At 68.1% G+C, this 20,530-nt stretch carries 23 protein-coding genes; 10 read left to right on the plus strand and 13 right to left on the minus strand.

What is annotated here, in order from left to right; all coding sequences use genetic code 11:
• Window positions 1-20: 20 nt before the first annotated feature.
• Window positions 21-554, minus strand: coding sequence for a hypothetical protein (locus BJ987_RS11340; RefSeq protein ID WP_209887909.1), 534 nt, complete (start codon window positions 552-554; stop codon window positions 21-23).
• A 97-nt stretch (window positions 555-651) separates the two neighbouring features.
• Between BJ987_RS11340 and BJ987_RS11345 the strand changes: the two genes are divergently transcribed.
• A complete protein-coding gene (locus BJ987_RS11345; protein ID WP_307869572.1) occupies window positions 652-1,638 on the plus strand; it encodes a GlxA family transcriptional regulator in 987 nt (328 codons plus the stop codon).
• Window positions 1,639-1,685: 47 nt separating this feature from the next.
• On the opposite strand, the gene BJ987_RS11350 is transcribed toward BJ987_RS11345, so the two are convergent.
• From BJ987_RS11350 to BJ987_RS11370, 5 genes are all read right to left on the minus strand, one after another.
• Window positions 1,686-2,069 (minus strand): DoxX family protein, encoded by a 384-nt coding sequence (locus BJ987_RS11350; protein WP_209887915.1) that lies wholly within the window; start codon window positions 2,067-2,069, stop codon window positions 1,686-1,688.
• An 89-nt stretch (window positions 2,070-2,158) separates the two neighbouring features.
• Complete coding sequence (locus BJ987_RS11355; RefSeq protein ID WP_209887918.1) at window positions 2,159-3,016, minus strand: ESX secretion-associated protein EspG; 858 nt, start codon at window positions 3,014-3,016, stop codon at window positions 2,159-2,161.
• Between the two features lie 29 nt (window positions 3,017-3,045).
• Window positions 3,046-4,344: a PPE domain-containing protein gene (locus tag BJ987_RS11360; RefSeq protein WP_209887921.1), complete on the minus strand. Its 1,299-nt coding sequence runs from the start codon at window positions 4,342-4,344 to the stop codon at window positions 3,046-3,048.
• Entirely contained in the window at window positions 4,337-4,714 is a 378-nt protein-coding gene (locus BJ987_RS11365; protein ID WP_209887925.1) for a hypothetical protein, read from the minus strand. The genes BJ987_RS11360 and BJ987_RS11365 overlap by 8 nt, the downstream gene beginning before the upstream one ends.
• Before the next feature lie 10 nt (window positions 4,715-4,724).
• Complete coding sequence (locus tag BJ987_RS11370; protein WP_209887928.1) at window positions 4,725-5,471, minus strand: alpha/beta hydrolase; 747 nt, start codon at window positions 5,469-5,471, stop codon at window positions 4,725-4,727.
• A gap of 142 nt (window positions 5,472-5,613) precedes the next feature.
• Here BJ987_RS11370 and BJ987_RS11375 point away from each other — a divergent pair, with 142 nt between their 5' ends.
• The 4 genes from BJ987_RS11375 to BJ987_RS11390 all read left to right on the plus strand — a co-directional run bounded on the left by BJ987_RS11375 (window position 5,614) and on the right by BJ987_RS11390 (window position 8,625).
• Window positions 5,614-6,513 (plus strand): SMP-30/gluconolactonase/LRE family protein, encoded by a 900-nt coding sequence (locus tag BJ987_RS11375; protein WP_209887931.1) that lies wholly within the window; start codon window positions 5,614-5,616, stop codon window positions 6,511-6,513.
• A gap of 241 nt (window positions 6,514-6,754) precedes the next feature.
• Window positions 6,755-7,318 (plus strand): transglycosylase SLT domain-containing protein, encoded by a 564-nt coding sequence (locus BJ987_RS11380; protein WP_209887934.1) that lies wholly within the window; start codon window positions 6,755-6,757, stop codon window positions 7,316-7,318.
• A gap of 51 nt (window positions 7,319-7,369) precedes the next feature.
• Window positions 7,370-8,371, plus strand: coding sequence for an Rpn family recombination-promoting nuclease/putative transposase (locus BJ987_RS11385; RefSeq protein WP_209887937.1), 1,002 nt, complete (start codon window positions 7,370-7,372; stop codon window positions 8,369-8,371).
• A 98-nt stretch (window positions 8,372-8,469) separates the two neighbouring features.
• Window positions 8,470-8,625 (plus strand): hypothetical protein, encoded by a 156-nt coding sequence (locus tag BJ987_RS11390; protein WP_209887940.1) that lies wholly within the window; start codon window positions 8,470-8,472, stop codon window positions 8,623-8,625.
• Window positions 8,626-8,628: 3 nt separating this feature from the next.
• Here the strand turns inward: BJ987_RS11390 and BJ987_RS11395 are convergent, their stop codons facing one another.
• Window positions 8,629-9,591 carry a helix-turn-helix transcriptional regulator gene (locus BJ987_RS11395; protein WP_209887943.1) on the minus strand — a complete coding sequence of 321 codons (963 nt, stop codon included), beginning with the start codon at window positions 9,589-9,591 and terminating at the stop codon, window positions 8,629-8,631.
• Between the two features lie 62 nt (window positions 9,592-9,653).
• Here BJ987_RS11395 and BJ987_RS11400 point away from each other — a divergent pair, with 62 nt between their 5' ends.
• Window positions 9,654-10,790 (plus strand): epoxide hydrolase family protein, encoded by a 1,137-nt coding sequence (locus BJ987_RS11400; protein ID WP_209887946.1) that lies wholly within the window; start codon window positions 9,654-9,656, stop codon window positions 10,788-10,790.
• Between the two features lie 27 nt (window positions 10,791-10,817).
• Here the strand turns inward: BJ987_RS11400 and BJ987_RS11405 are convergent, their stop codons facing one another.
• Window positions 10,818-11,564: a hypothetical protein gene (locus tag BJ987_RS11405; RefSeq protein ID WP_209887949.1), complete on the minus strand. Its 747-nt coding sequence runs from the start codon at window positions 11,562-11,564 to the stop codon at window positions 10,818-10,820.
• A 173-nt stretch (window positions 11,565-11,737) separates the two neighbouring features.
• Between BJ987_RS11405 and BJ987_RS11410 the strand changes: the two genes are divergently transcribed.
• Together BJ987_RS11410 and BJ987_RS11415 are read left to right on the plus strand one after the other, a co-directional pair.
• Window positions 11,738-12,910, plus strand: a complete 1,173-nt coding sequence (locus BJ987_RS11410) for an acyl-CoA dehydrogenase family protein (RefSeq protein ID WP_209887952.1) — start codon at window positions 11,738-11,740, stop codon at window positions 12,908-12,910.
• Between the two features lie 9 nt (window positions 12,911-12,919).
• Entirely contained in the window at window positions 12,920-14,038 is a 1,119-nt protein-coding gene (locus tag BJ987_RS11415) for an acyl-CoA dehydrogenase family protein (protein WP_209887955.1), read from the plus strand.
• Window positions 14,039-14,112: 74 nt separating this feature from the next.
• Here BJ987_RS11415 and BJ987_RS11420 read toward each other — a convergent pair whose 3' ends face one another.
• On the minus strand, window positions 14,113-14,772 hold the full coding sequence (locus tag BJ987_RS11420) for a hypothetical protein (protein WP_209887959.1): 660 nt from the start codon (window positions 14,770-14,772) through the stop codon (window positions 14,113-14,115).
• 304 nt (window positions 14,773-15,076) lie between these two features.
• Here BJ987_RS11420 and BJ987_RS11425 point away from each other — a divergent pair, with 304 nt between their 5' ends.
• Window positions 15,077-15,364 carry a hypothetical protein gene (locus BJ987_RS11425; RefSeq protein ID WP_209899740.1) on the plus strand — a complete coding sequence of 96 codons (288 nt, stop codon included), beginning with the start codon at window positions 15,077-15,079 and terminating at the stop codon, window positions 15,362-15,364.
• A 58-nt stretch (window positions 15,365-15,422) separates the two neighbouring features.
• A complete protein-coding gene (locus BJ987_RS11430; RefSeq protein ID WP_209887962.1) occupies window positions 15,423-16,277 on the plus strand; it encodes a GNAT family N-acetyltransferase in 855 nt (284 codons plus the stop codon).
• 14 nt (window positions 16,278-16,291) lie between these two features.
• On the opposite strand, the gene BJ987_RS11435 is transcribed toward BJ987_RS11430, so the two are convergent.
• The 4 genes from BJ987_RS11435 to BJ987_RS11450 all read right to left on the minus strand — a co-directional run bounded on the left by BJ987_RS11435 (window position 16,292) and on the right by BJ987_RS11450 (window position 20,509).
• Window positions 16,292-17,203, minus strand: coding sequence for a hydroxymethylglutaryl-CoA lyase (locus BJ987_RS11435; RefSeq protein WP_209887965.1), 912 nt, complete (start codon window positions 17,201-17,203; stop codon window positions 16,292-16,294).
• 249 nt (window positions 17,204-17,452) lie between these two features.
• On the minus strand, window positions 17,453-18,667 hold the full coding sequence (locus tag BJ987_RS11440) for a CaiB/BaiF CoA transferase family protein (protein ID WP_209898202.1): 1,215 nt from the start codon (window positions 18,665-18,667) through the stop codon (window positions 17,453-17,455).
• Between the two features lie 55 nt (window positions 18,668-18,722).
• Window positions 18,723-19,646 (minus strand): TauD/TfdA dioxygenase family protein, encoded by a 924-nt coding sequence (locus BJ987_RS11445; RefSeq protein WP_209887968.1) that lies wholly within the window; start codon window positions 19,644-19,646, stop codon window positions 18,723-18,725.
• 92 nt (window positions 19,647-19,738) lie between these two features.
• Window positions 19,739-20,509 (minus strand): deoxyribonuclease IV, encoded by a 771-nt coding sequence (locus tag BJ987_RS11450; protein ID WP_209887970.1) that lies wholly within the window; start codon window positions 20,507-20,509, stop codon window positions 19,739-19,741.
• Window positions 20,510-20,530: the final 21 nt, after the last annotated feature.

The raw sequence follows: 20,530 nt of genomic DNA on the forward strand, positions 1-20,530 counted from the left end.
GGGCCGGCATACCGGCGTACTCAGGAGAGCTCGGTGACGATAATGGCGAGTGCGAGCAGGGTGTCCAGGACCATGCAGAACTCCGCGAGGGATCGGGACACAACGCGATCGGCGCGGAAGTGGTAGTAGTCCCAGGCGGTGTGGCCGAGCAGCCCCGCCGCGACCAGGTAGGCGCCGAACTGCTCGTGCACGACCAGCGCGGTCAGCGCCACCGCGCCGAAAGCGAGCATGGCCAGGCCCTGCACGGTGATGTCGCGATGATTGAGCACGGCATAGATCGCCAGCGGCACGGCCAGGACGAGCAGGACGGCGGTGCTGTCCAATCCGGCGAGCTTGGCGACCGTGATGATGACGAAGGTGCCGAAGAACAGCGGCCAGGCGACGGATTGGCGGCCGAGAGCCGCGGCCCCGAGATAGATCATCGCCGAGGCCGCGACGATCTGCGCCAGGTCGACGCCGCTGGCCAGGTCGTAGGCGGTGAGCGCGGCGAAGGCGATGCCGGCCAGGGTGGGCCAGCGGCGAGCAGGTGCCAGCTGGTGCGTGCGAGTTGTCATGGGTCCACGGTCCGGCGGCGACCGGCACCGCTCCAGCGCGGCGGACAGAGATGGCGGTAATCCTGGGATTCGTGTCCGCGCGGCTAGGATCGAGGGTGTGAACGAAGCGCTCGTCGTGGTGGTCGGCTACCACGGCGTCGAATTGCTCGACATCGCGTGCGTGACCTCGAGTCTGGACATGGCCAATCGAATGGGCGCCGCGCCGCGCTATCGCATGGTGGTAGTGACGCCGGGCGGTGCGCCGGTGGAATGCAATTCCGGCCTGAGCCTGCCGGGCCAGGAAGCCTTGGAGCAGTTCAACCAAACCATCGACACCCTCGTCGTTTCCGGCGGCCTCGGCCATTGCGACGCGGCGGCGGACGCGAAGATCGTCGGCCACGTCCGCCGGCTCGCCCGCCAGTCCCGGCGCGTCGCCTCGATCTGCACCGGCGCCACGGTGCTCGCCGCCACCGGCCTGCTGGACGGGAAAAGCGTGACCACGCACTGGTTCTACGCCGATGAGCTGGCCAAGAGCTATCCGAAGGCCCAGGTCGACCCGAACCCCATCTTCGTGCGCGACGGGAACGTGGCCACCTCCGGCGGCGTCACCAGCGCCCTCGACCTGACCCTCGCGTTCATCGAGGAGGATCACGGCGCGGAGGTCGCCCGCCGCGTCGCGATGGGGCTGGTCACCTATCTGCGCCGGCCCGGAAGCCAGTCGCAGGTCAGCACTTTCGTGGCGAGCCCGCCGCCGGAACATCCGCTGGTGCGCCGCGTCGTCGAGTACATCGGCGCGCATCTCGACGGCGACCTCGACGGTCCGGCGCTCAGCGCCGTCGCCGGCACCAGCGACCGGCACCTCACCCGACTGTTCGTCCAGGAAATCGGCGAAACCCCGGGCAAATACGTGCGACGCATCCGCGCCGACACCGCCGCCCGGCTGCTGCGCTCGACCGGTCTGCGGCTGGACGAGATCGCCGGGCACTGCGGCTACAGCTCAGCAGAAACCCTCCGCCAAGCGTTCACGGCCCGGTTCGGCCAAAGCCCCTCCGCCTACCGCACGGCCCACCGCCGCCAGGACGGAACAGCCGTCAGCGCAAGGTGAGCGCGTGCGGGCCGCGGTGTGGTCTCAGCCGCGAGCACGGACGCCGGTCAGGCGAAGGGCTCCAGGACGAATCGGCCCCAGGCGATGAAGCCCGCGAGCAGGATGTAGCCGGCGTTCGCCACCGCGAATTTATAGCCACCCGCATACCGAAGATGCGTGATCATCGCGCCGATCATCAGCAGGATCCAGCCGACGGCCGTCACCGGCACCAGCACGGGGACGATATCGAATGCGGCGGGCAAGATCAGACCGGCCGCGGCCAGGATTTCCACGACGCCGAGGGTTTTGACGAAGGTGTCGCTCGATTCCCCGACCCACTCACCGCCGGCTCGCCCGCCCAGCTTCTCCTTGGGCAGGGCCAGCTTGACGACGCCGCTGGCCAGCGCGGCCGCGGCGAGCAGACCGGCGGCGATCCACAGGGCGATGTGCATGATGTTCTCCTCTGTTGTCCAGGTTCGACATCAAGACACCACCGGCGGCACCGATGTGACAGCAGGTGAGGCAGGTCACTACGTCTGCGTTACCAGGCCTGTGCGTAGGCGGTGGTCTTCTTCTCCGCGGCGGTGAGCATGGGCCGCAGGGCATCCCGGAAACCTTCGGCGTCCACGGGGGTGATGTCGACGTCGGTGCCGGTGCGGACGGTGTAGCGGCCGTCGCCGCGGACATCGATCCAGCAGAGGACGCCGAAGGGGTGCAGATCGCCACCCGGGCGGCGGATGGAGACGACGATCTGGCCGATGCCGTCGCGCGGGTGGTTGAGGAGTTTGCGGATCCGCGCCGGCGTGGTCGGGCCGGCGACCTGCATGGTGACCATGTCGCGGCTGTCCTCGGTGACCTTCGCCAGCGGCGCGGTCAACCGGGCCAGGGTGCCGGGGGAATTCTTCGGCAGCATCGAAACCATCCGCGAGGCCAGGCTTTTCGGAGTGGTGACGAACAGCCGGATATCGCCGCCGCGATCGGGAGTCGCGCCCGGGCGCTGCGCGGCCACCACGGCGATGTTGCCGGAGATGGCGCCGAGAATGCGTACCGGGCGGGTGGATTCGTCGTCATCGTCGTCCGGCTCCATGCGGGGAACCGGTGGACCGACCGTGCCGGGTAGCGCCTCCTGGCGTAGCTGCTCGGCCGGAGCGGCCGGGTCACCCGCCTGTCGTTCGCCGAAAACTTCCACGCGGACAGCCGGATCGGCCAGCGCACGCAGCGCCGCCGCCAATTCGGCGTCGAGCACCTGGTCGCACCATTGCTCGAGCGCGGGTAACTGGTCCGCGCGCTCGGCGGTGTCGCGGGCGGAGAGTCGGACCGCCAGTGGATAGGGAATGCGGTCACCGTCGGTGCGGGACCAGGCCAGCGCGAACTGGTCCGGACTCAAAGTCCAGTTCATGGCCGAATTCGCGGGTGATACAGGCGCGTTCACTCCAGTTCGGTCCATTCGCCGACCACCGGGGGCGTGGTCGGGTCCATCGAGCCGATCAGCTCACGAGGTTCGTCGGCGGGCTCGAGGAAGGTGAGTTCGTCGTCGCTCCAATGCAATTCGTCGTCCTCGTAGTCGTCCTCGTGGGACGACGCGGGCCCGGGACGGGGTCCGGCGCTGGAGCCCTGCCGCGGCGTGTCGCCGCCCGCTGCCAGCGCGCCGCCCATGAGTCCACCCATGGCGCCGACGCCCGCGCCGGTGACCACATCACTGCTGGTATCGCGTTTGCGTTCCTCGCGTTTGCGCTCGTCGTCAGCGTTGGCGGCGGTCGTGGCGAAGCCGCTGGGCACGGTCGGCGCGGCAGTCGCGGGGGAAACCGGCGCGCCGACCGGGTTGGGGCCGAGGCGATCCGGAGTAGCCGCGGCCGCCGGTGTCGTCGGCGCCGTCGGTGCGGTGGCGGCTGCCGGAGCCGTGGTGGCCGAGGCGGGCGCGGTGTCCCCGGGGACCGGGATGCTCGGCAGACTCGTGACGGGCAGCGCGGTCGCGGGCGCGGTCTCGCCCGGTTCCGGCTCGGATGCGGCCGGTTCCGGCGTCTGCGCCGCGGGCTGGGAGCTGCCGGGAACGAACGAAACCTGCTGCGCCACAGGGGTTTCGGTATCGGTCGCCGGGGCCTGTGCGGTGAGCGCGGGCGCGGACGGGCTCGACGCGGCGATCGGCGTGCCGACCTCCGCCGCGCCGGGGAACGCGGGCACCCCGGCCCCGCTCTGGATGAACGCGTTCGTATAGATGCTCTCCATCGCCGCCACCACGTCCTGGCGATCGTTCTCGACGGACTTCTGTGTCGCGGCATTGCCGGTGGCCTGTGCCGGATCCAGCAGCGCCGCACCCAGATCCGGTTCCTCGTTCGAGGGGATGCCGACCGCCGAGCGCAGGGCTTCGGCGGCGTCCCCGGCCTGGCCGAGCCGCTGCGCCACCGTGGACATCACGTCGGCCAGTAGGCTGCCCCGCTGTTCGAAGGCGCGCACCGCCTCCGCGGCGGTCTGCGCGGCGGCGCCACGCCAGCCGTCGGAGATGGCGGCGCGAATCTCGGTGTGCGCCTGGGTTACCGCGTCGGCCAGACCGGTCGCGGTCTGCTGCCAGGCCTGCTGTCCCGCGCTGAGCACGGTCGGGTCCATGAGCTGGACCTTGTCGTGGATCTCCTGGTGTGTGATGTTGTCGAAGATTTCCACGGTGGGCACATAATCCGGATCGGTGCGGGTGTGCGGCCAGCGTTCGGCGGTGACTTGGATTTCACGCATTGGGCACTCCCAGGTCCATGCGGCCGACGGCGACCGCGAGTTCCTCGTCGCCGCGCTGGTAGGCCGCGGCGGCGGCGCGGAGGGTCTGCGCGAGTTCGCGGGCGGCGGCGGCGTAGTCCCGCAGTTCGGTCAGCGCCACCGCGGCCTTGTTCTCGAAGCCGCCGCGCAGCGCCGCGCCGGAGTCGAAGCCGCCGAAACCGGGCAGCGTGGTGGCCGCGCGCAGCACTTCGATCTGGGCTTCGACCTGTTCGGCGAGCAATTCGTACCGTCGCGCGCACTTCTCGTGCGCCCCGTCGGCGACGAGCACGCCGTCGATCCAGAGCTGACCGTCCTGGACCGCCTGGTTCAAGGTTGTCGTATTCGGCTGCACCACATCCCCCTTACGTCGTCACCGCACCGTCGTGCCGGCCGGCCACACCCGCCGGCGCCACGACTTCCCGCATCCACTGCGCGATGTCGGCCGCGACCCGCGCGTGCACGGGTTCGTGCAGCAGGTCGTGCCCGGCATCGTCGTACTCGAACAAACTTACCCAGTTGTGGCGGTCAGTCCAGTCCCGTATTGCATCGATCGGCGCTCGGCGGTCGTCCACACCGTGTACCGCGAGGATCGGCAGGCCACGCGGCAGCGGCGTGCCCAGCCCGCCTGGGAAGCCGCCGCCGAGTGCGCGCTCGGGCACGCCGGACAGCACCAGCCCCGCCAGCGCGGTCGGTTCCACGCTCGGGACCAGCGGCCAACGCGCCGCGACCGTGGAAATGTCCATGCCCGAGGCGTTTTTCGGTACCGCCGCGCCGAGCAGACCGAGCACCGTGACGGCGCCCAGTGAATGTCCCATCAACAGCAGCGGCGCACCCGGTGCCTCGGCGCGCACCAGTTCGATCAGGCGCAGCGCGTCCGCGACGAGTTCGGCCGGCGTGCCCGGACTTTCCGGCGTGCCCTCACTGAGCCCGTGGCCCGCGGTATCCAGTGCCCACATCTCGAATCCTGCGGCCCGCACCGTTTTCGCGAAACGGTGATAGTGACCGGTGTGCTGACCGATACCGGGCAGCAGCACCAGTGCCGCCGCAGGCTGGTCGACGGGCCAGCGCCGATAGTGCAACCGGCCCCGGACACCGTCGAAGAATGGCATGCTTCGATACTGTCAAATCCGCTGCGTCTCAGGCGAGTTCCGTGGGGAATACCGGACGGTCATCCGCGGCCGCTCCGAGGGAAGCGCCCCGGGTGACGGCCGCACTAGACTTCGGCGGGTCGGAGATCTGGGAGGATTCGGAATGTTCATCCGCAAGCTCGCTGCCCTTGTCGCTCTGAGCTGCGTGGGAGCAGGTCTGTCGGTCCCTGCGGCAGTCGCCGATCCGATCGCGGCCTGCCTGCCCGCCCGGGTCACCACCGCACTGCCCGCCGGTACTCCGATGCTGGATTGGTCGGAGAACATCGGCTACGACCGCCGGGGCAATCTGTGGCTCGCGCGGTTGTACCGCAATGAGGTGCAGCGCTACGACAACACCGGCAAACTGACCGCCACGATTCCGGTGGCGTTCCCCGGGGCGGTCCGCCTGGGGCCCGACGGCCTGCTCTATGTCGTCTACGGTGACGCGCCGAGCAGCGCGGTAATCCCTGGCGGCGTAGTCCGATTCGATCCCGATGCCGCCGACCCGCGCCCGGAGGTGTTCGCCTCCGGTTTCACCATGCCCAACGGCGCGGCTTTCGATGCCGAGGGCAATCTCTACGTGGCGGCCACCGGCACCGGTGTCATCCGCATCGGCCGCGACGGTGCCGTGGACAAGGGCTGGACCGCGCGGGCCGCCGGCACCGGGGCCAACGGGATCGTGGTGCGCGGCGACACCGTCTATCTCACGTCCAACGCGAATCCGCTGGGGCGGGTGCTCAGCTTCCCGATCGCCGACCCGGAGCGCCGGACGGTCCTGGCGGACCTGTCCACGTCCCTCGGCATTCCGGATTTCGCCGATGATCTGCATGTCGACGGCTCGGGGGTGCTCTACGTCACCACCGTGTCGGGCCAACTCGTGCGAATCGATCCCGCCACGGGCGGCGTGTGCTCGGTGCTGAGTACCGAACCGATGACCGCTGTGGTCGCGGTGCCGGGCCGGACGGATGAATTGCTGGCGAGTACCGAGGCCGGGGGAGTGCTGCGCATTCGCCTGGCAGGTTGACGCGCCGCTGGCTGCGGAAGCGCCCTGGTCGTGCCGGTGCGATGCGCTGGCCTGCTATGTGACTCGAGTCTCACTTTCGGCCCGGAACCGTTCCCTGACCGGGGGCCGGTTGTCGGTGACCCATTTGTTCATCTGCTGTTGGGTTTAAGTTCACCTACCGCGACCAGTCTGTGACCTTCTAAACCAGACCGCGCGCCCGGTTATGGCCGCGGGTTCTGCACACGAGTCAGCCAGGAATCCCATGTCATTGCGCAAACTGTTCCCCCTCGCGGTCATCGTCACGCTCTCGGCCGCCCCGGTCTACGCCGCAGCCGAGGTCCCCGGCGTTCCCGAGCCGCTGCAGCAGCCGGCCCAGCAACTGCAACAGCAGGCGCAACAGGTTCAGCAGGGCCTTCCGCAGGACCAGCAGAATCAGGTCCAAGGCCTGGTCCAGCAACTCCCCGCGCCCTTCGCCGGCCTGCTGCCGCCCCCGGCCCCGCTGTTCTCCGACGACCTCGACGGCTGGATCCACCACGCCCTGCACGTCATGTCCAAGCACGGCATCCCCGGCAGTTTCGAGGGCATCCACCGCAATATCCTCCGCGAATCCGGCGGCAACCCCCACGCCATCAATCTCTGGGACTCCAACGCCGCCGCCGGCATCCCCTCCAAGGGCCTGCTCCAGGTAATCGACCCCACCTTCGAGCGCTACCACGTAGAGGGAACCTCCTGGGACATCTACGACCCCGTCGCCAACATCACCGCCGCCTGCAACTACGCCGCCGCCCGCTACGGCTCCATCGACAACGTCTTCGGCGCCTACTGACCCGCTGAAAACCCGTGTGTCGCACCCGATCCCGGAGTAGTTTGCCTGAACATGGCTGACACTTCGTCAAGTCCGCACGACGCCTACTTCAAGCAGGTCATGGGGCGCCCCGCTGACATCGCTGGTGAGTTGCGTGCCGTGTTGCCGGAAGCTCTTGTGGCACGGCTGGATTGGACCGACTTGGAGTTGCAGCCCTGCAGCTTCATCTCCCAGGATCTGGCGTCCTGCCACAGCGACCTCCTCTTCCGCACCCGCCTGAACGGCAACGACGCGTTCGTCTACCTCCTGATCGAGCACCAGAGCCGACCCGACCCGCTGATGGCGATGCGGATGTTGCAGTACATGATTGCGATCTGGGTGAAATACACACACGATCACCGAGGCTCCACCGAGTTGCCCGTCGTGATCCCCCTCGTCGTCCACGCCAGCCCTCGTGGCGCCCGCTGGCACACCCCCACCGCGATGACCGACCTCTTCCGCCTCGACTCCGCCACCCGCGATGCGTTGGGCGACCTACTCCCGCGCTTCCGATTCGCGCTCGACGACCTGGCGGCCGTCGAACTGCCCGCCCTCTACGCCCGCGACCTGACTCCCGCCGCACAAATACTCTTGGTGCTGCTGAAGGTCGCCACCGGCAACCAGCACCTCGACCGAGACCTACTGCCCCTCCTGGACTACCTGCGAGCCTTACTCGCCGCCCCCGGCGGTATGGATGACCTGAACTGCGTGGTGACGTACATTCTTACTGTCGGCGAAACCAGCATCACCGATCTGAAGCCCGTCATCAACCAGCTCGGCCCCGACGCCAAGGAGGTCATCGTGACAACTGCCGAACGACTTCGCGCTGAGGGTGAGGCGCGGGGACGCGCTGAAGGTGAGGCGCGCGGACGGGTGCACGTGGCCGAGATTCTGCTGGGTCAGCTTGCTGCGAAGTTTGGGCCGGTGCCGGCCGATGTCGCCCTTGGCGTGCGTAGGGCGGGTTTCGATCAGCTCGGGCTTTGGGCCTCTCGCGTGTTGAATGCGACCAGTCTCGACGCGGTCTTCAAAGACTGATGTCTTTCCAACCAAGCCAGGGTGCCTCCGTGACAACTGCCGAACGACTTCGCGCTGAGGGTGAGGCACGTGGACGCGCTGAAGGCCGGGTCCAGGGAGTGGCCGAGATTCTGTTGGGTCAGCTTGCTGCGAAATTTGGGCCGATGCCGGCCGATGTCGCCCTTAGCGTGCGTAGTGCGAACTTCGATCAGTTGGCGTTGTGGGCGTCGCGCGTGTTGACTGCGACCAGTCTCGACGAGGTCTTCGAAGGCTGACAGTCAGTGCCCGCTGGTCGCGTTGCCGATGCGGGTCGCAATCGTTCGTAGGTGCTCGATCAGTTCTGGGGGTTGATGGACTTCGAAGTCGACGCCGAGGGTGATCAGGCGGTGGGCCAGCCATTCCGGGGAGTCGTCTCGGGTGGCGTCGAGGCAGCAGGAGTGGGGGGTGAGGGGGGTGATGTCGGCGGGGGAGTCGCCGAGGCGACCGGAAATCCGGTCCGCGGGGGCGTGAATGGTGATCCGGGCGTGGAATTCCGGTGTGCCCCAGTCGGTTCGCTGGCCTGCCACGTAGGCGGCTGGGTCGGCGGCGGGTAGCGGGCGTGGGGTGAAGCGGGCACCGGTGGGCTGGGGGTTGTGGATGCGGTCGACGCGGAAAACGCGCCAGGCGGCGCGGTGCAGGTCGTGGCCGACGAGGTACCAGCGGCGGCGGGAGCTGACTACGCCCACGGGTTCGATGTGTCGGCGGGAGTCGGTGCCGCCGGTGTAGGTGAACCGCACGCACTCCCGGTTGGTGACGGCCGCGGCCAGAACCGTCAGAATTTCCGGATCGACGGTGGGGCCGTCGCTGGTGGGAAGGGCCACCGCGGTGCCGAGGACTTTGACGCGGCGGCGCAGTTTCGCGGGCAGGACCTGGTCGAGTTTGGTTAGGGCGCGGACCGCGGCTTCTTCGATGCCGGTGACGGCGGAGGCGGCGGCGGTGCGAAGGCCGATGGCGATGGCGACGGCTTCTTCGTCGTCGAGCAGCAGGGGCGGCATGGCTTTACCGGCGACGAGCCGGTAGCCGCCGGTGGCGCCGAGGGTGGCTTCGACGGGGTAGCCCAGGTCGCGGAGGCGGTCGATGTCGCGGCGGACGGTGCGGTCGGTGACGCCGAGTCGTTGGGCGAGTTCGCTTCCCGGCCATTCGCGCGGTGTTTGCAGCAGCGAGAGCAGGCGGAGCAGGCGGCCTGGAGTGTCGGTGGTCATGGTTTCCAGAATCCTAACTATCTAGGACCGGAATGGTCCTACATAGTTTCTAGGTTGAGGACATGACTTCGATCCGACCTTTCCGCATTGATATCCCGCAGACCGATCTCGATGACCTGCACGAGCGCCTGGCCCGAACCCGCTGGGCGGCACAACTGCCCGGTGATCCCTCGGATCGTGGCGTGCCGGTCGAGTACCTGAAGGAGTTGGCCGAGTACTGGCGAACCGAATTCGATTGGCGGGCACACGAAGCGGCGTTGAACGAGTTGCCGCAGTTCATGACCGAGATCGACGGGTTGGACGTGCATTTCGTGCATGTGCGGTCACCGGAGCCGGACGCGCTGCCGTTGATCCTCACCCACGGATGGCCGAACACCTTCGTCGAGTTCACGAAAACCGTTGGGCTGCTGGCGGACCCGCGTGCGCACGGTCTGGACCCGGCCCAGGCTTTCCATGTCGTGATTCCCTCGGTACCGGGATTCGCGTTCTCCGAAGGCCCGCGGGAGGAGGGCATGACAATCGCGCGAGTGGCACGGATGTGGGTCGAGCTGATGTCCCGGCTCGGTTACGAGCGCTATGGGACGCAGGGCGGGGACCTGGGCGCGTATGTGGCGCCGGAAATGGCGATCGCGGCGCCGGAGCGGGTGGTGGGTGTGCATCTCGACGGCGGGATCGGCATGCCCACGGAGGCCGATGTGCCGACCATGTCGCCCGCGGAGCGCGCGGAGTGGGAGCTGATGCAGCAGTGGATGACCGGCGGCGTCAACCACCACGAGGTGCTGCGCGTCGCGCCGCAGACCTTCGCGCACGCGTGGACCGATTCGCCGATCGGTCTCCTGGCGTGGCTGACGCAGAAATTCGATGAGTTCACGCCGCTGGCGGACAAGGCCGAGGACGTGCTGGATCGCGATCATCTGCTGACGAATGCCAGCCTGTACTGGTTCACCAATACCGCGGCTTCCTCGTCCTGGCCGATGTACGAGGGTCTGGGCAAGGACGGCGGATTCACCTGGCCGACCGGTCAGAAGCTGGTACCGACCGGCTCCTACGGCGGTGGTTCAGCGCTGATGCGCCGACTCGCCGAGCAGGACAACGTCATCGCGCACTGGCCGGAGGGCAATACCGGGAACCACTTCGTGGCCATGGAGGTTCCGGAGATGCACGCCGCCGACATCCGCGCGTTCTTCGCGAAATTGTAGAGCGGCGCGCAGCTTCTGGTCGCGGGCCTAGCTGCTCGGCTTGCGCAGGTCGTCGTTGATCGAGGCGGGGGCCTGCGGGGCCGGGAGGACATCGCCGGACCCGGTGTTCGGGGCGGGCTCCGCGGGTGCGGCGGGCGCCGGGGGCGGCGGCACATCCGGTACGGCGAACAGCCCGACGGTGGGGGTCATGACGCAGTTCGCGAACGGGTAGTTGATGACGCCCCACATGGACGCGAGCACGGTGCCGGGCCCGGAATTCACCGTCTTGGTGAGCGAGGGCAGGCCGGTCTCGGTGCGGTCGTCGAGAATGTCGATGCCGCTGGCGCCATTGTTGACATTGACCCAGGCGACGACCAGGCCGGAGTTCAGGGGGACCCCGGTGTGCGCGGGGGAGGCGCTGAACCGCAGCGATCCCGGGCTGGGGTTGGGGGCGTCCGGGAGCCTGGGCCCCTCGGCGTTGGCGGCGGCGATGATGGTGGTGATCGGGCCGTTGCTGCCGCAGCCGAAGGTGGGCGCGGCGTAGGCGAACGGGGTCCAGCCGGGCGTGATGCTGCGCAGCTCGGCGACGTCGACGAGTTTCGTGTATTGCGAGAGGGCGCCGACACCGGCCTGGGCCGGGAGATCCGCGCCGACCTGCTCGGTGAGGCGGGTGAGCGCGCCCTCGATGTCAGGGGTGTTCGGGTCGGCCGAGGCCGGACCTGCCATGGTCAGAACCGCGCCGATGCCGAGAGATGTCACTGCCGCCGTCGCCCGCGCGATGGTTCTGCCGTTCACTCAAATTCTCCTCGAAATAAACCAGGGGGTCCCCATACCCCGTCGCCAGCAACGTACCAGTTCCCCGCCTCGCTCGCGCCCCTGCGTGTTGTCCCGATGTGATCCCCCTGACAGCGCACGATTACCAGAGGGTAAGTTCGGCTCGGACGTACGAGACATGGACGGAGTCCTGTATGAAAATATCCCTGTCCCCCGACGAGATCGCTTTCCGCGACGAACTGCGAAAGTTCTATCGGACCGAGATCCCCGCTGACATCCGCGACCGCGTCCGCTACGGGCGCGAATTGACCAAAGAGCACATCGTCACCGCGCACAAGATCCTCAACGACAATGGGCTCGCCGTGCCGAACTGGCCGGTGGAGTGGGGTGGCAAGGACTGGACCCCGATGCAGCGCCACATCTGGCAGGACGAGATGCAGCTGGCCTCGGTGCCCGAGCCGCTGACGTTCAACGCCCAGATGGTCGGCCCGGTGATCGCGCAGTTCGGTTCCCAGGAGATCAAAGAGCGTTTCCTGCCGCCCACCGCGGCGCTGGACATCTGGTGGTGCCAGGGCTTCTCCGAGCCCGACGCCGGATCCGACCTGGCCTCGCTGCGCACCACCGCGGTGCGCGACGGTGATTCCTACATCGTCAACGGCCAGAAGATCTGGACCACGCTGGGTCAGTACGCCGACTGGATCTTCTGCCTGGTGCGCACCGACCCGAGCGCACCGAAGAAGCAGGCCGGTATCTCCTTCCTGCTCTTCGACGTCAAGAGTCCCGGCGTCACCATGCGCCCGATCAAGCTGATCGACGGCGGCTACGAGGTCAACGAGGTCTTCTTCGAGAACGTCCGGGTGCCCGCCGATCAGCTGGTCGGCGAGGAGAACATGGGCTGGACCTACGCGAAGTTCCTGCTCGGCAACGAGCGCACCGGTATCACCGGTGTCGGCCGCACCAAGGTCAAGATCGGTGTCGCGAAAGAATACGCGCGCCAGACCAAGTCGGGCACGGGCACGCTGCTCGAGGATCCGTTGTTCGCGGCCCGCGTCGCCGAGCTGGAGAACGAGCTGCTGGCCCTGGAACTCACCCAGCTGCGGGTGGTGTCCGATTCTGAAGAGGGCAAGCCGAATCCGGCCTCCTCGGTGCTGAAACTGCGCGGCTCCGAATTGCAGCAGGCCGCAACGGAACTGCTGCTCGACATCGCCGGACCGGACGCGCTGCCGGTGGATGCCGAGGGCACCGCCTCCCCGGAGTGGGCCCAGCACAGCGGCCCCACCTACCTGAACTACCGCAAGACGACCATCTACGGAGGTTCGAGCGAAGTGCAGCGCTCCATCATCGCCTCCACGATCCTGGGATTGTGAGGCGACACCATGGATTTCGAACTCACCGACGAACAGGTCATGCTCCGGGACACCGTGCGTGACGTGCTGGCCCGCAACTACGACCCGGAGTCCCGGCTCAAGGTCACCGATACCGAACTGGGCTGGAGCCGCGAGGTCTGGCGTCAGCTCGCCGAATTGGGCGTACTGGGCCTGAGTTTCAGCGAAGAAGACGGCGGCATGGGCGCCGGACCGGTGGAGACCATGGTGGTGCTGGAGGAGTTCGGCCGCCGGCTGGCGCCCGAACCGCTGCTGGACGCCGTCCTGGTGCCCGGTGCGCTGGTGGCCGCGGTCGCCGGCGCCGACCAGCGGCAGCGAATCCTGACCGAGGTCGCCGCGGGTACCAAGCTGCTCGCCTTCGCGCACAGCGAGCCGGGCACCCGGTGGCCCGCCATCGAGCTGTCCACCACTGCTGTGGCGCAGGGCGATTCCTACGCCGTGACCGGCATCAAGAACCCGGTCGGGCACGGTGACTGCGCGGACGAGCTGGTGGTCAGCGCGACGCTACCGGACGGTGGTGTCGGACTGTTCCTGGTCGCCGCCGACGCCAGCGGCGTCAGCCGCAAGCCGTACCGCACGGTGGACGGGCAGCGTGGCGCGCAGCTCGAATTCGACTCCGCCCCGGCCGAATTGCTCGGCGCGGCGGGCGAGGCGATCCAGACGGTGATCGTGCACGCCCAGGCGCTGCTCTGTGCCGAATCCATCGGCGCGATGGAAGAGGCGCTGCGTCTGACCACCGATTACCTCAAGGCGCGCAAGCAGTTCGGCGTCACGCTGTCGAAGTTCCAGACCCTGACCCAGCGCGCCGCCAACATGTATGTCTCGCTGGAACTGGCGCGCAGCATGAGCCTGTACGCCAACGCGGCGCTGGCCGACGGCACGGCCGACCCGGTGATCGCCTCGCGAGCGCGGTTGCAGGTCAGCCGTTCCGCCCGGCACGTCGGGCAGGAAGCCATCCAGATGCACGGCGGTATCGGTGTCACCGCGGAATATCCGGTGAGCCACTACGTTGCGCGGCTCACCGCGATCGAGCGGACCCTCGGTAGCGCGCTCGAGCATCTGCAGGTGCTCAGCGCCGGGGTCGACGGGTACGACCAGCCGGAACTGTAGGTCGCGAAAGAGAAAGCCGCCTTGCGTTGGCAAGGCGGCTTTTTCGTGCGGTCCGGACGGTGGCGCCGTGTGGTCTATTCGGTCGGCTCCGCAGGGACCGACGTCTGCGCGGGGGTTGAGGTCTGCGGCGGGGCCGAGGTCTGCGCGGGACCCGAAGTTTCGGCAGGGGCCGGAGAGTCGATGGCCGCCGGGCCCTGCATGGGACTTTCGATCGGTGTGACGACTTCCACGGGTGCGGTTTCCGTGGGCGGGGAAGTCTCCTCGGCCGGCGGGGCGGCCGCGGTCGTGGTGGGCGCCGGTGGCCGCCGGGTGGTGGTGGGTTCCTCGGGTTCGGTGGGCCGGGGGCGCGTCCGCGTGGTGGTCGGTTCCTCGGGCTCGGTGCTGCGCGGGGTGGTCGGCCGGGTGGCGCGCGGACGCGTGGAAGTCTCGGTTTCCTCCGGGATGTCGAGTTCGGTGTCCGGCGGTGTGGTCATCGGTGTGTATCCCGCGGGACGGCGCGGTGGACCGGCCGGCGCCACCTGCCAGGTGGGGGACGGTGGGATGACGACTTTCTGTGCCGACACCGTGGTGCCGTTCTGGACGGCCATCGCGGCCGACGGTCCGGATTTCAACGGTGGGGGCGGGACGTAGGTGTCCTGCTTGCCGATTCCGCAGGCGCCGATGAGGACCAGCCCGACGGAAACCGCCCCCGCTGCGATCGCCGGACCGGCGATCTTGGCCCTGTTGCTCACCATCGGGACACTCCTGCTGTGTATTCGCGTGGGGCTCACCTTAATCGAGGCCGGGCACGGCGGCTACTGCGGCACGAGCGTTTCACGACCGCACATACCGCTTTGAAATACTCGTAATTCACATATCGAAATGATGACTATTGCGTGTCGTGATCACGTGTCGTACTCGAAGCTACCGGTGGGGTCGTAGCGTGTGTGAGCAAAGTTACGTGTGCGACGCCTGTACCCAGATGAGAGATCCGCCGAGGGCTCGAGAACCCTATTGCGACAACTACTCTGATCGAAGTCGGGTTAGAGGGAGTGGATGATGGGAGCTTACTCGACAACTCCGCTGCGAGCCGAGTCCGAAGCCGCCGATCCGGCAGCTACCGCACCATCGCAGCCCACGGGGTCGAAACCGCCACGCAGCCTGTCCACGATCCTCTCGCGGACCTTCGCCTGGCTGTTCTTCATCGGCGGCGTCGTCGGAGCCGCGCTCGGCATCGCCGGGCTACATGTCGAAATCGCCGTCGCCGGTTTGATACTGGCCTGCACCGCCGGCTTGGTGCTACTGAAGTTGCGTCACGACCGTGGAGTCCGGGCCGAAACCGACTGAGCTACGAACGAACCCGGAGTTGGTTGCCGAAGGCGCTGCCGCCGTGCAGGATTGGCAGATGGCTGGACGTGATCGTAGGCAGACGGCGATCACCAGTGATGTCACCGAATTCCTGGCTCGCGCCGAGCCGTTCCTGCGCCGGAACGCGCTGCGCAACACGGTGATCGCCACTGCCGTCGGCAATCTGCTCGGCGCACAGCACGCCCCCGGCGAGCAGTCCTGGTTCGTGTCCGTCCTCGACGACGCCGGAGAGGTCGCCGGCGTCGCCGCACGGTCGGGCCGCAACGACATCTATCTCGGCGATCTACCGGTGGACAGCGCCGGTGCGGTGGCGGAGGCGTTCGCCGGGGTGATCGCCACCGCCGGCGGCGTCGAGGGCCCTTCCGAGGTGGTGTGGCCGTTCGCCGAGCGCTGGTGCGCGCTGCGCCGGGTCGGCTACAAACAGGACTACGCCGTGCGGCTCTACCGGCTCGGGGTGCTGCACATTCCCCCGGAGGTCCCCGGTTCGCCCAGGCGGGCAACGGAATCCGATATCGCCCTGTGCCTGGCATGGTCCGACGCGATGCAGTCCGAGGTCGGGCTACAGGGTCCCGGGCTGCCGGTCGAGGCGCTGCGCCGGCGGATCGTGGCGGGCTGGTGGTGGTTGTGGGAGCACGACGGGCGTCCGGTCTGCCTGGCCGCCCATCAGGTGCCGGCTTACGGCTGGTCCCGGATCGGGCCGGTCTACACCCCGCCCGCCGAGCGTGGCCGTGGATACGCCGCCGCGCTCTCGGCGCACGTGTCGCGAATCCTGCGGGCGCAGGGGCTGGACATCTGCCTGTTCGCCGACACCGACAACTCCACTTCCAACAAGATCTACCGCGGCATCGGATTCGAACCGGTACGCGAATACGTGCACTACCAATTCGGATAGCTCCGTGCGAACGGTCAGCGGACGACCCATTCGAAGGCCTCGGCCTTCGATCGGGCGCCCGCGGCGGTGCGGGAGCGATTGGGTTCGCCGAGTTCGGCGAGCAGGTCCTCGGTGAGACCGACCAGGGCGGCCAGCGTCGTGGGCGCGAACCAATCCGGGCGAGTGGCGAAGAGGATGTCCTCGGACGCGGTGTTGCCGCTGGCGCCGGGTGCGAACGGGCAGCCGCCCAGGCCGCCGAGGGAGCCGTCGACCATGGTGGCGCCGGCCGCGATCGCGGCCAGCGTGTTGGCGACGCCCATGCCCCAGGTGTCGTGGCCGTGGAAGACGATGCGGCGCTCGGGCGTTCGCTCGCGAACGGCGGAGACCAAGGCGCTGACCTGTGCCGGATGCGCCTGGCCGAGGGTGTCGGCGAGCACGATGTCGGCGGCACCCGCGGTCCGCGGATCGTTCGCGATCGCGAGCACGCGTTCCGGATCGACCGGGCCGTCGAACGGGCAGGTGAAGCTGGTGGCCAGGCAGAGTTGAACGGCGCCGCCGGCCTCGCGCGCGATCCGGACCGCGTCCGGCATGGCTGCCACGCTGTCCTCGGCCGTGCGGCCGATATTGGCCTTGTTGTGCGCGTCGGAGACCGACAGGCAGTACTGGAAGTTGCGCACGCCGACGGCCGCGGCCTTCTCGACATGCCGTGGCGTCGCGACCCAGAGCCAGCAGCGCTGTAGCTCGTCCGGGGTCAGGGCGGCGACGAGTTCCATGGTGTTCGCCATCGGCGGCACCAGGTCGGGCCGCGCCATGGAGCCGATCTCCAGTTCGGGGACACCGAGCGCCAGCAACCGGCGCACGATATCGACCTTGCGTTCGGTGGGCAGCACCTTGCCGGTCAACTGCAGGCCGTCACGCAGGGTCACATCGCGCAGGACCGCTGTCACTTCTCTTCGCGTGATCGTGCGGGTACGCACATCACGCCTGCCCAGGACCTCCGATTCGCGCCGGCCGGATTGGGATGCACTGTCGGCCTGCTCGGCGCCGGGGAACGGAGCTCACCTCTGCTGCGTCCTGCCGGGCGTCTGCGTCCACGCCGCCTACTCATGCCCGGCACCCTATCGGCGTAGGGCGCGTTACGCGAGCACCGGCCCCCGCGTCGGCGCGCTGATCATGCCCGGACGACGGCGGCGTGCTCACACTGCACCGCCGTTCAGCGCGTCGATCTCCTGGTCGGTCAGGCCGAGTAGATCGGAGAGCACCGCACGGGTGTGTTCGCCGAGATCGGGCCCGACATTGCGGATCGGCAGCGATTGCCCGCCGATGACCGGGACGATGCCGGTGAAACCGACCTGCTTGGGCTCGGGTTCGCCGACGTCCACCGGGAACGACTGAATCATGTTGCGCGACTTCAATTGTTCGTCGGCTACCAGGTCGGCGGCGGTGTAGATCGGGCCGCACGGAATAGCGGCTTCCTCGAGGATCTTCAGGGCTTCGTCGCGGGTGTGCCGGATGGTCCACTCCGCGATCGCGGCGTCCAGGCGTTCCCGGTTGGTCCAGCGGCCCCAATTGTCCTGCAGGCCCGGGTCGGCGGCCAGGTCCGGACGGTCGATGACGCGCATATAGCGCTGGAAGATGGCGTCACCGTTGCCGCCGATGATGATGCTGACGCCGTCACTGCACGGATAGGCGTTGCTCGGGGCGATGCCCTCCATCCGGCCGCCGACGCGTTCCCGTTTGATGCCGTAGGCCAGATAGTCGGGGACCAGCGATTCCATCACCGACAGGATGGATTCGTTCAGGGCGACATCGATGACACGCTGCTCCAACGGGACCCGCTCGACCCGCTCACGCTGGAACAGTGCCATCACGGTGCCGAACGCGGCATAGATCCCCGCGATGGAATCGCCGATGGAGACGCCGACCCGGACCGGTGGCCGGTCCGGGTCGCCGACCAGTTCGCGCAGACCGCCGACCGCTTCGGCGACGGCCGCGAAGCCGGGGCGCTGCGCCAGCGGCCCGGTCTGGCCGTACGCCGAGATGCGGGTGATCACCAGATCGGGGTTGGCCTCGGAGAGCACCTCCGGACCCAGGCCCCACTTCTCCAGGATCCCGGGCCGGAAGTTCTCCAGCAGCACATCACACTGCTTGATCAGATCGAGGACGATCCGCCGGCCCGCGTCGGTGCGCAGGTCCAGCGTGATGGACTTCTTGTTCCGGTTGATGGTCCGGTACAACATCGAGGTGTCGCCGCCGTAGAGGCGCCAGTTCCGCAGCTCGTCACCGGTTTTCGGGCGCTCCACCTTGATCACCTCGGCACCGAAGTCACCGAGGATGCGCCCGGCCGTCGGTGCGGCCACGTAGTTGCCCAGTTCCAGAACCCGCACCCCGTCGAGCGGCCGAATCTCCATCGTCACGGCCCCCACGATAGGGCCCGGTCCGCCCGGCCGGGGCAGCGCCGAGGATTCAGGCGGCCTGGGCCGCGCTCTCCTCGACGATGGAGTAGTGCTCGGCATTGCCGGCGATGACGGTGCTGCGCGTACCGTCCACGCCGACCGGGATGTCGCCGGCCAGGGTGATGCGGGTGAGGCGGCGGGGTTGGGCGTCGTAGTCGTCCACGGCGTAATGCTGGGTGGCGCGGTTGTCCCAGATCGCGACATCGCCGAGCTGCCAGTTCCAGCGGGTCGTGTTCTCCAGCTTGGTCACCCGGTGCTGCAGCAACTGGAACAGCGCCTGCGATTCGGCGGTGGAGAGGCCGACGAAGTTCTTCACGAAATGCCCGAGCAGTAGTGCGCGCTCCCCGGTGACCGGGTGCACGCGGACCACCGGATGCTCGGTCTCGTAGTAGGTCGACTCGAATTCCGCGCGATAAGCCTGACCCTGCGCGCCGGCCGCATGCTGATCGCTGCGGTCGGCGGCGTAGTCATAGGCATTGGTGTGCCGCGCGCGCAGGTTCTCCACCAGGGCTTTGAGCGGCGCGGGCAGCGACTCGTAGGCGGCGACGGTGGAAGCCCAGGTGGTGGAGCCGCCGTAGCTGGGCAGATGCACCGCGCGCAGGATGGACGCCTTCGGAATGCGGTCCACGAAGGTGACATCGGTATGCCAGCTGTTGGCGCGGCCGTACTCGGAATCGATCGGCAGCGACTTGACACCCTTGGAGGTGACCGTGGGGTGCGGGGTGGTGGGCGCGCCCAGCAGTTCCGCGAATTCGTACTGGCCGTCCTCGGTCAGCTGGTCCTGGCCGCGGAAGAAGATCACCTTGTGCTCGTGCAGTGCGTCTTGGATCAGTGCGACCGTCTCGGCGTCCAGAGCACCGCTCAACCGGACGCCATCGATGCGCGCGCCGATCCGGCTGCCGAGTTTTACCACTGTTGCTGAATCGACGGACATGTAAGGGCCTTTCGCTCGAACGTTTGCTGTGTTCGAGCACACCAGCGGGGCCGCCGAGCGAACAGGTTTACCCTCAGCCGGATCGAAACGCGCTACCCGACGTGCTCGCGCAGGTAGGCGATGTCGTCGGCGACACCGTCGGCCGGGGTTTCCAGCACCACCGGGGCACCCGCGGTGCGGCACACCTCGGCGAGCAACTCCGGATCGATGGTGCCCTCGGACAGGTTGGCGTGCCGGTCGGCTCCGGAATTGAACTCGTCGCGCGAGGAGTTAAGGTGCACCAGGTCGATACGGCCAGTGATGGCTTTGATGCGATCCACCACGCCGACCAGTTCCTCCCCACCCGCCCAGGCGTGACAGGTGTCCAGGCAGAAACCCGCGCCGAAATCGCCGACCGCGTCCCATAGCCGGGCGATGGAATCGAAATGCCGTGCCATGGCGTGATTGCCGCCCGCGGTGTTCTCGATCAGGATCGGCACCGCGAAGCCGCCCTTGTCCTGCTGGCGTTCGAAGAGCTTGCGCCAGTTGATGATTCCGGCCTCGATCTCGGCGTCGGACCGGACATGGCCGCCGTGCACGACCAGGCCGAACGCACCCAGCTCGGCGGCCGCCGCGGCCTGCAGGGCGACCGCCTGGCGCGAGGGCATACGCAGCCGGTTGTTCGTGCTGGCCACGTTGATCTGATACGAGGAGTGGATCACCACGTCGATCTCGCTGGCCTTGATCTGCTCGGCCAGCGGATGCGGCTTCGGTTTGTCCCAGCTCTGCGGATCCACAACGAAGAACTGGACGACTTCGGCGCCGAGTTTCGCACCCAGGCCGATCGGGTCGCTGTCCTGGCGGACATGGGCTCCAATTCGCATGAGGTCGAGCTTAGGCCGGGC

The organism is Nocardia goodfellowii (genome assembly GCF_017875645.1).
GTDB classification, from domain to species: domain Bacteria; phylum Actinomycetota; class Actinomycetes; order Mycobacteriales; family Mycobacteriaceae; genus Nocardia; species Nocardia goodfellowii.

Excerpts from the sequence above, each read along its gene's own strand:
- BJ987_RS11340 (WP_209887909.1), bottom strand. The coding sequence starts at position 554 with ATGACAACTCGCACGCACCAGCTGGCACCTGCTCGCCGCTGGCCCACC.
- BJ987_RS11350 (WP_209887915.1), bottom strand. The coding sequence starts at position 2,069 with ATGCACATCGCCCTGTGGATCGCCGCCGGTCTGCTCGCCGCGGCCGCG.
- BJ987_RS11355 (WP_209887918.1), bottom strand. The coding sequence starts at position 3,016 with ATGAACTGGACTTTGAGTCCGGACCAGTTCGCGCTGGCCTGGTCCCGC.
- BJ987_RS11360 (WP_209887921.1), bottom strand. The coding sequence starts at position 4,344 with ATGCGTGAAATCCAAGTCACCGCCGAACGCTGGCCGCACACCCGCACC.
- BJ987_RS11370 (WP_209887928.1), bottom strand. The coding sequence starts at position 5,471 with ATGCCATTCTTCGACGGTGTCCGGGGCCGGTTGCACTATCGGCGCTGG.
- BJ987_RS11375 (WP_209887931.1), top strand. The coding sequence starts at position 5,614 with ATGTTCATCCGCAAGCTCGCTGCCCTTGTCGCTCTGAGCTGCGTGGGA.
- BJ987_RS11380 (WP_209887934.1), top strand. The coding sequence starts at position 6,755 with ATGTCATTGCGCAAACTGTTCCCCCTCGCGGTCATCGTCACGCTCTCG.
- BJ987_RS11385 (WP_209887937.1), top strand. The coding sequence starts at position 7,370 with ATGGCTGACACTTCGTCAAGTCCGCACGACGCCTACTTCAAGCAGGTC.
- BJ987_RS11395 (WP_209887943.1), bottom strand. The coding sequence starts at position 9,591 with ATGACCACCGACACTCCAGGCCGCCTGCTCCGCCTGCTCTCGCTGCTG.
- BJ987_RS11400 (WP_209887946.1), top strand. The coding sequence starts at position 9,654 with ATGACTTCGATCCGACCTTTCCGCATTGATATCCCGCAGACCGATCTC.
- BJ987_RS11410 (WP_209887952.1), top strand. The coding sequence starts at position 11,738 with ATGAAAATATCCCTGTCCCCCGACGAGATCGCTTTCCGCGACGAACTG.
- BJ987_RS11415 (WP_209887955.1), top strand. The coding sequence starts at position 12,920 with ATGGATTTCGAACTCACCGACGAACAGGTCATGCTCCGGGACACCGTG.
- BJ987_RS11420 (WP_209887959.1), bottom strand. The coding sequence starts at position 14,772 with ATGGTGAGCAACAGGGCCAAGATCGCCGGTCCGGCGATCGCAGCGGGG.
- BJ987_RS11425 (WP_209899740.1), top strand. The coding sequence starts at position 15,077 with ATGGGAGCTTACTCGACAACTCCGCTGCGAGCCGAGTCCGAAGCCGCC.
- BJ987_RS11430 (WP_209887962.1), top strand. The coding sequence starts at position 15,423 with ATGGCTGGACGTGATCGTAGGCAGACGGCGATCACCAGTGATGTCACC.
- BJ987_RS11440 (WP_209898202.1), bottom strand. The coding sequence starts at position 18,667 with ATGGAGATTCGGCCGCTCGACGGGGTGCGGGTTCTGGAACTGGGCAAC.
- BJ987_RS11445 (WP_209887968.1), bottom strand. The coding sequence starts at position 19,646 with ATGTCCGTCGATTCAGCAACAGTGGTAAAACTCGGCAGCCGGATCGGC.
- BJ987_RS11450 (WP_209887970.1), bottom strand. The coding sequence starts at position 20,509 with ATGCGAATTGGAGCCCATGTCCGCCAGGACAGCGACCCGATCGGCCTG.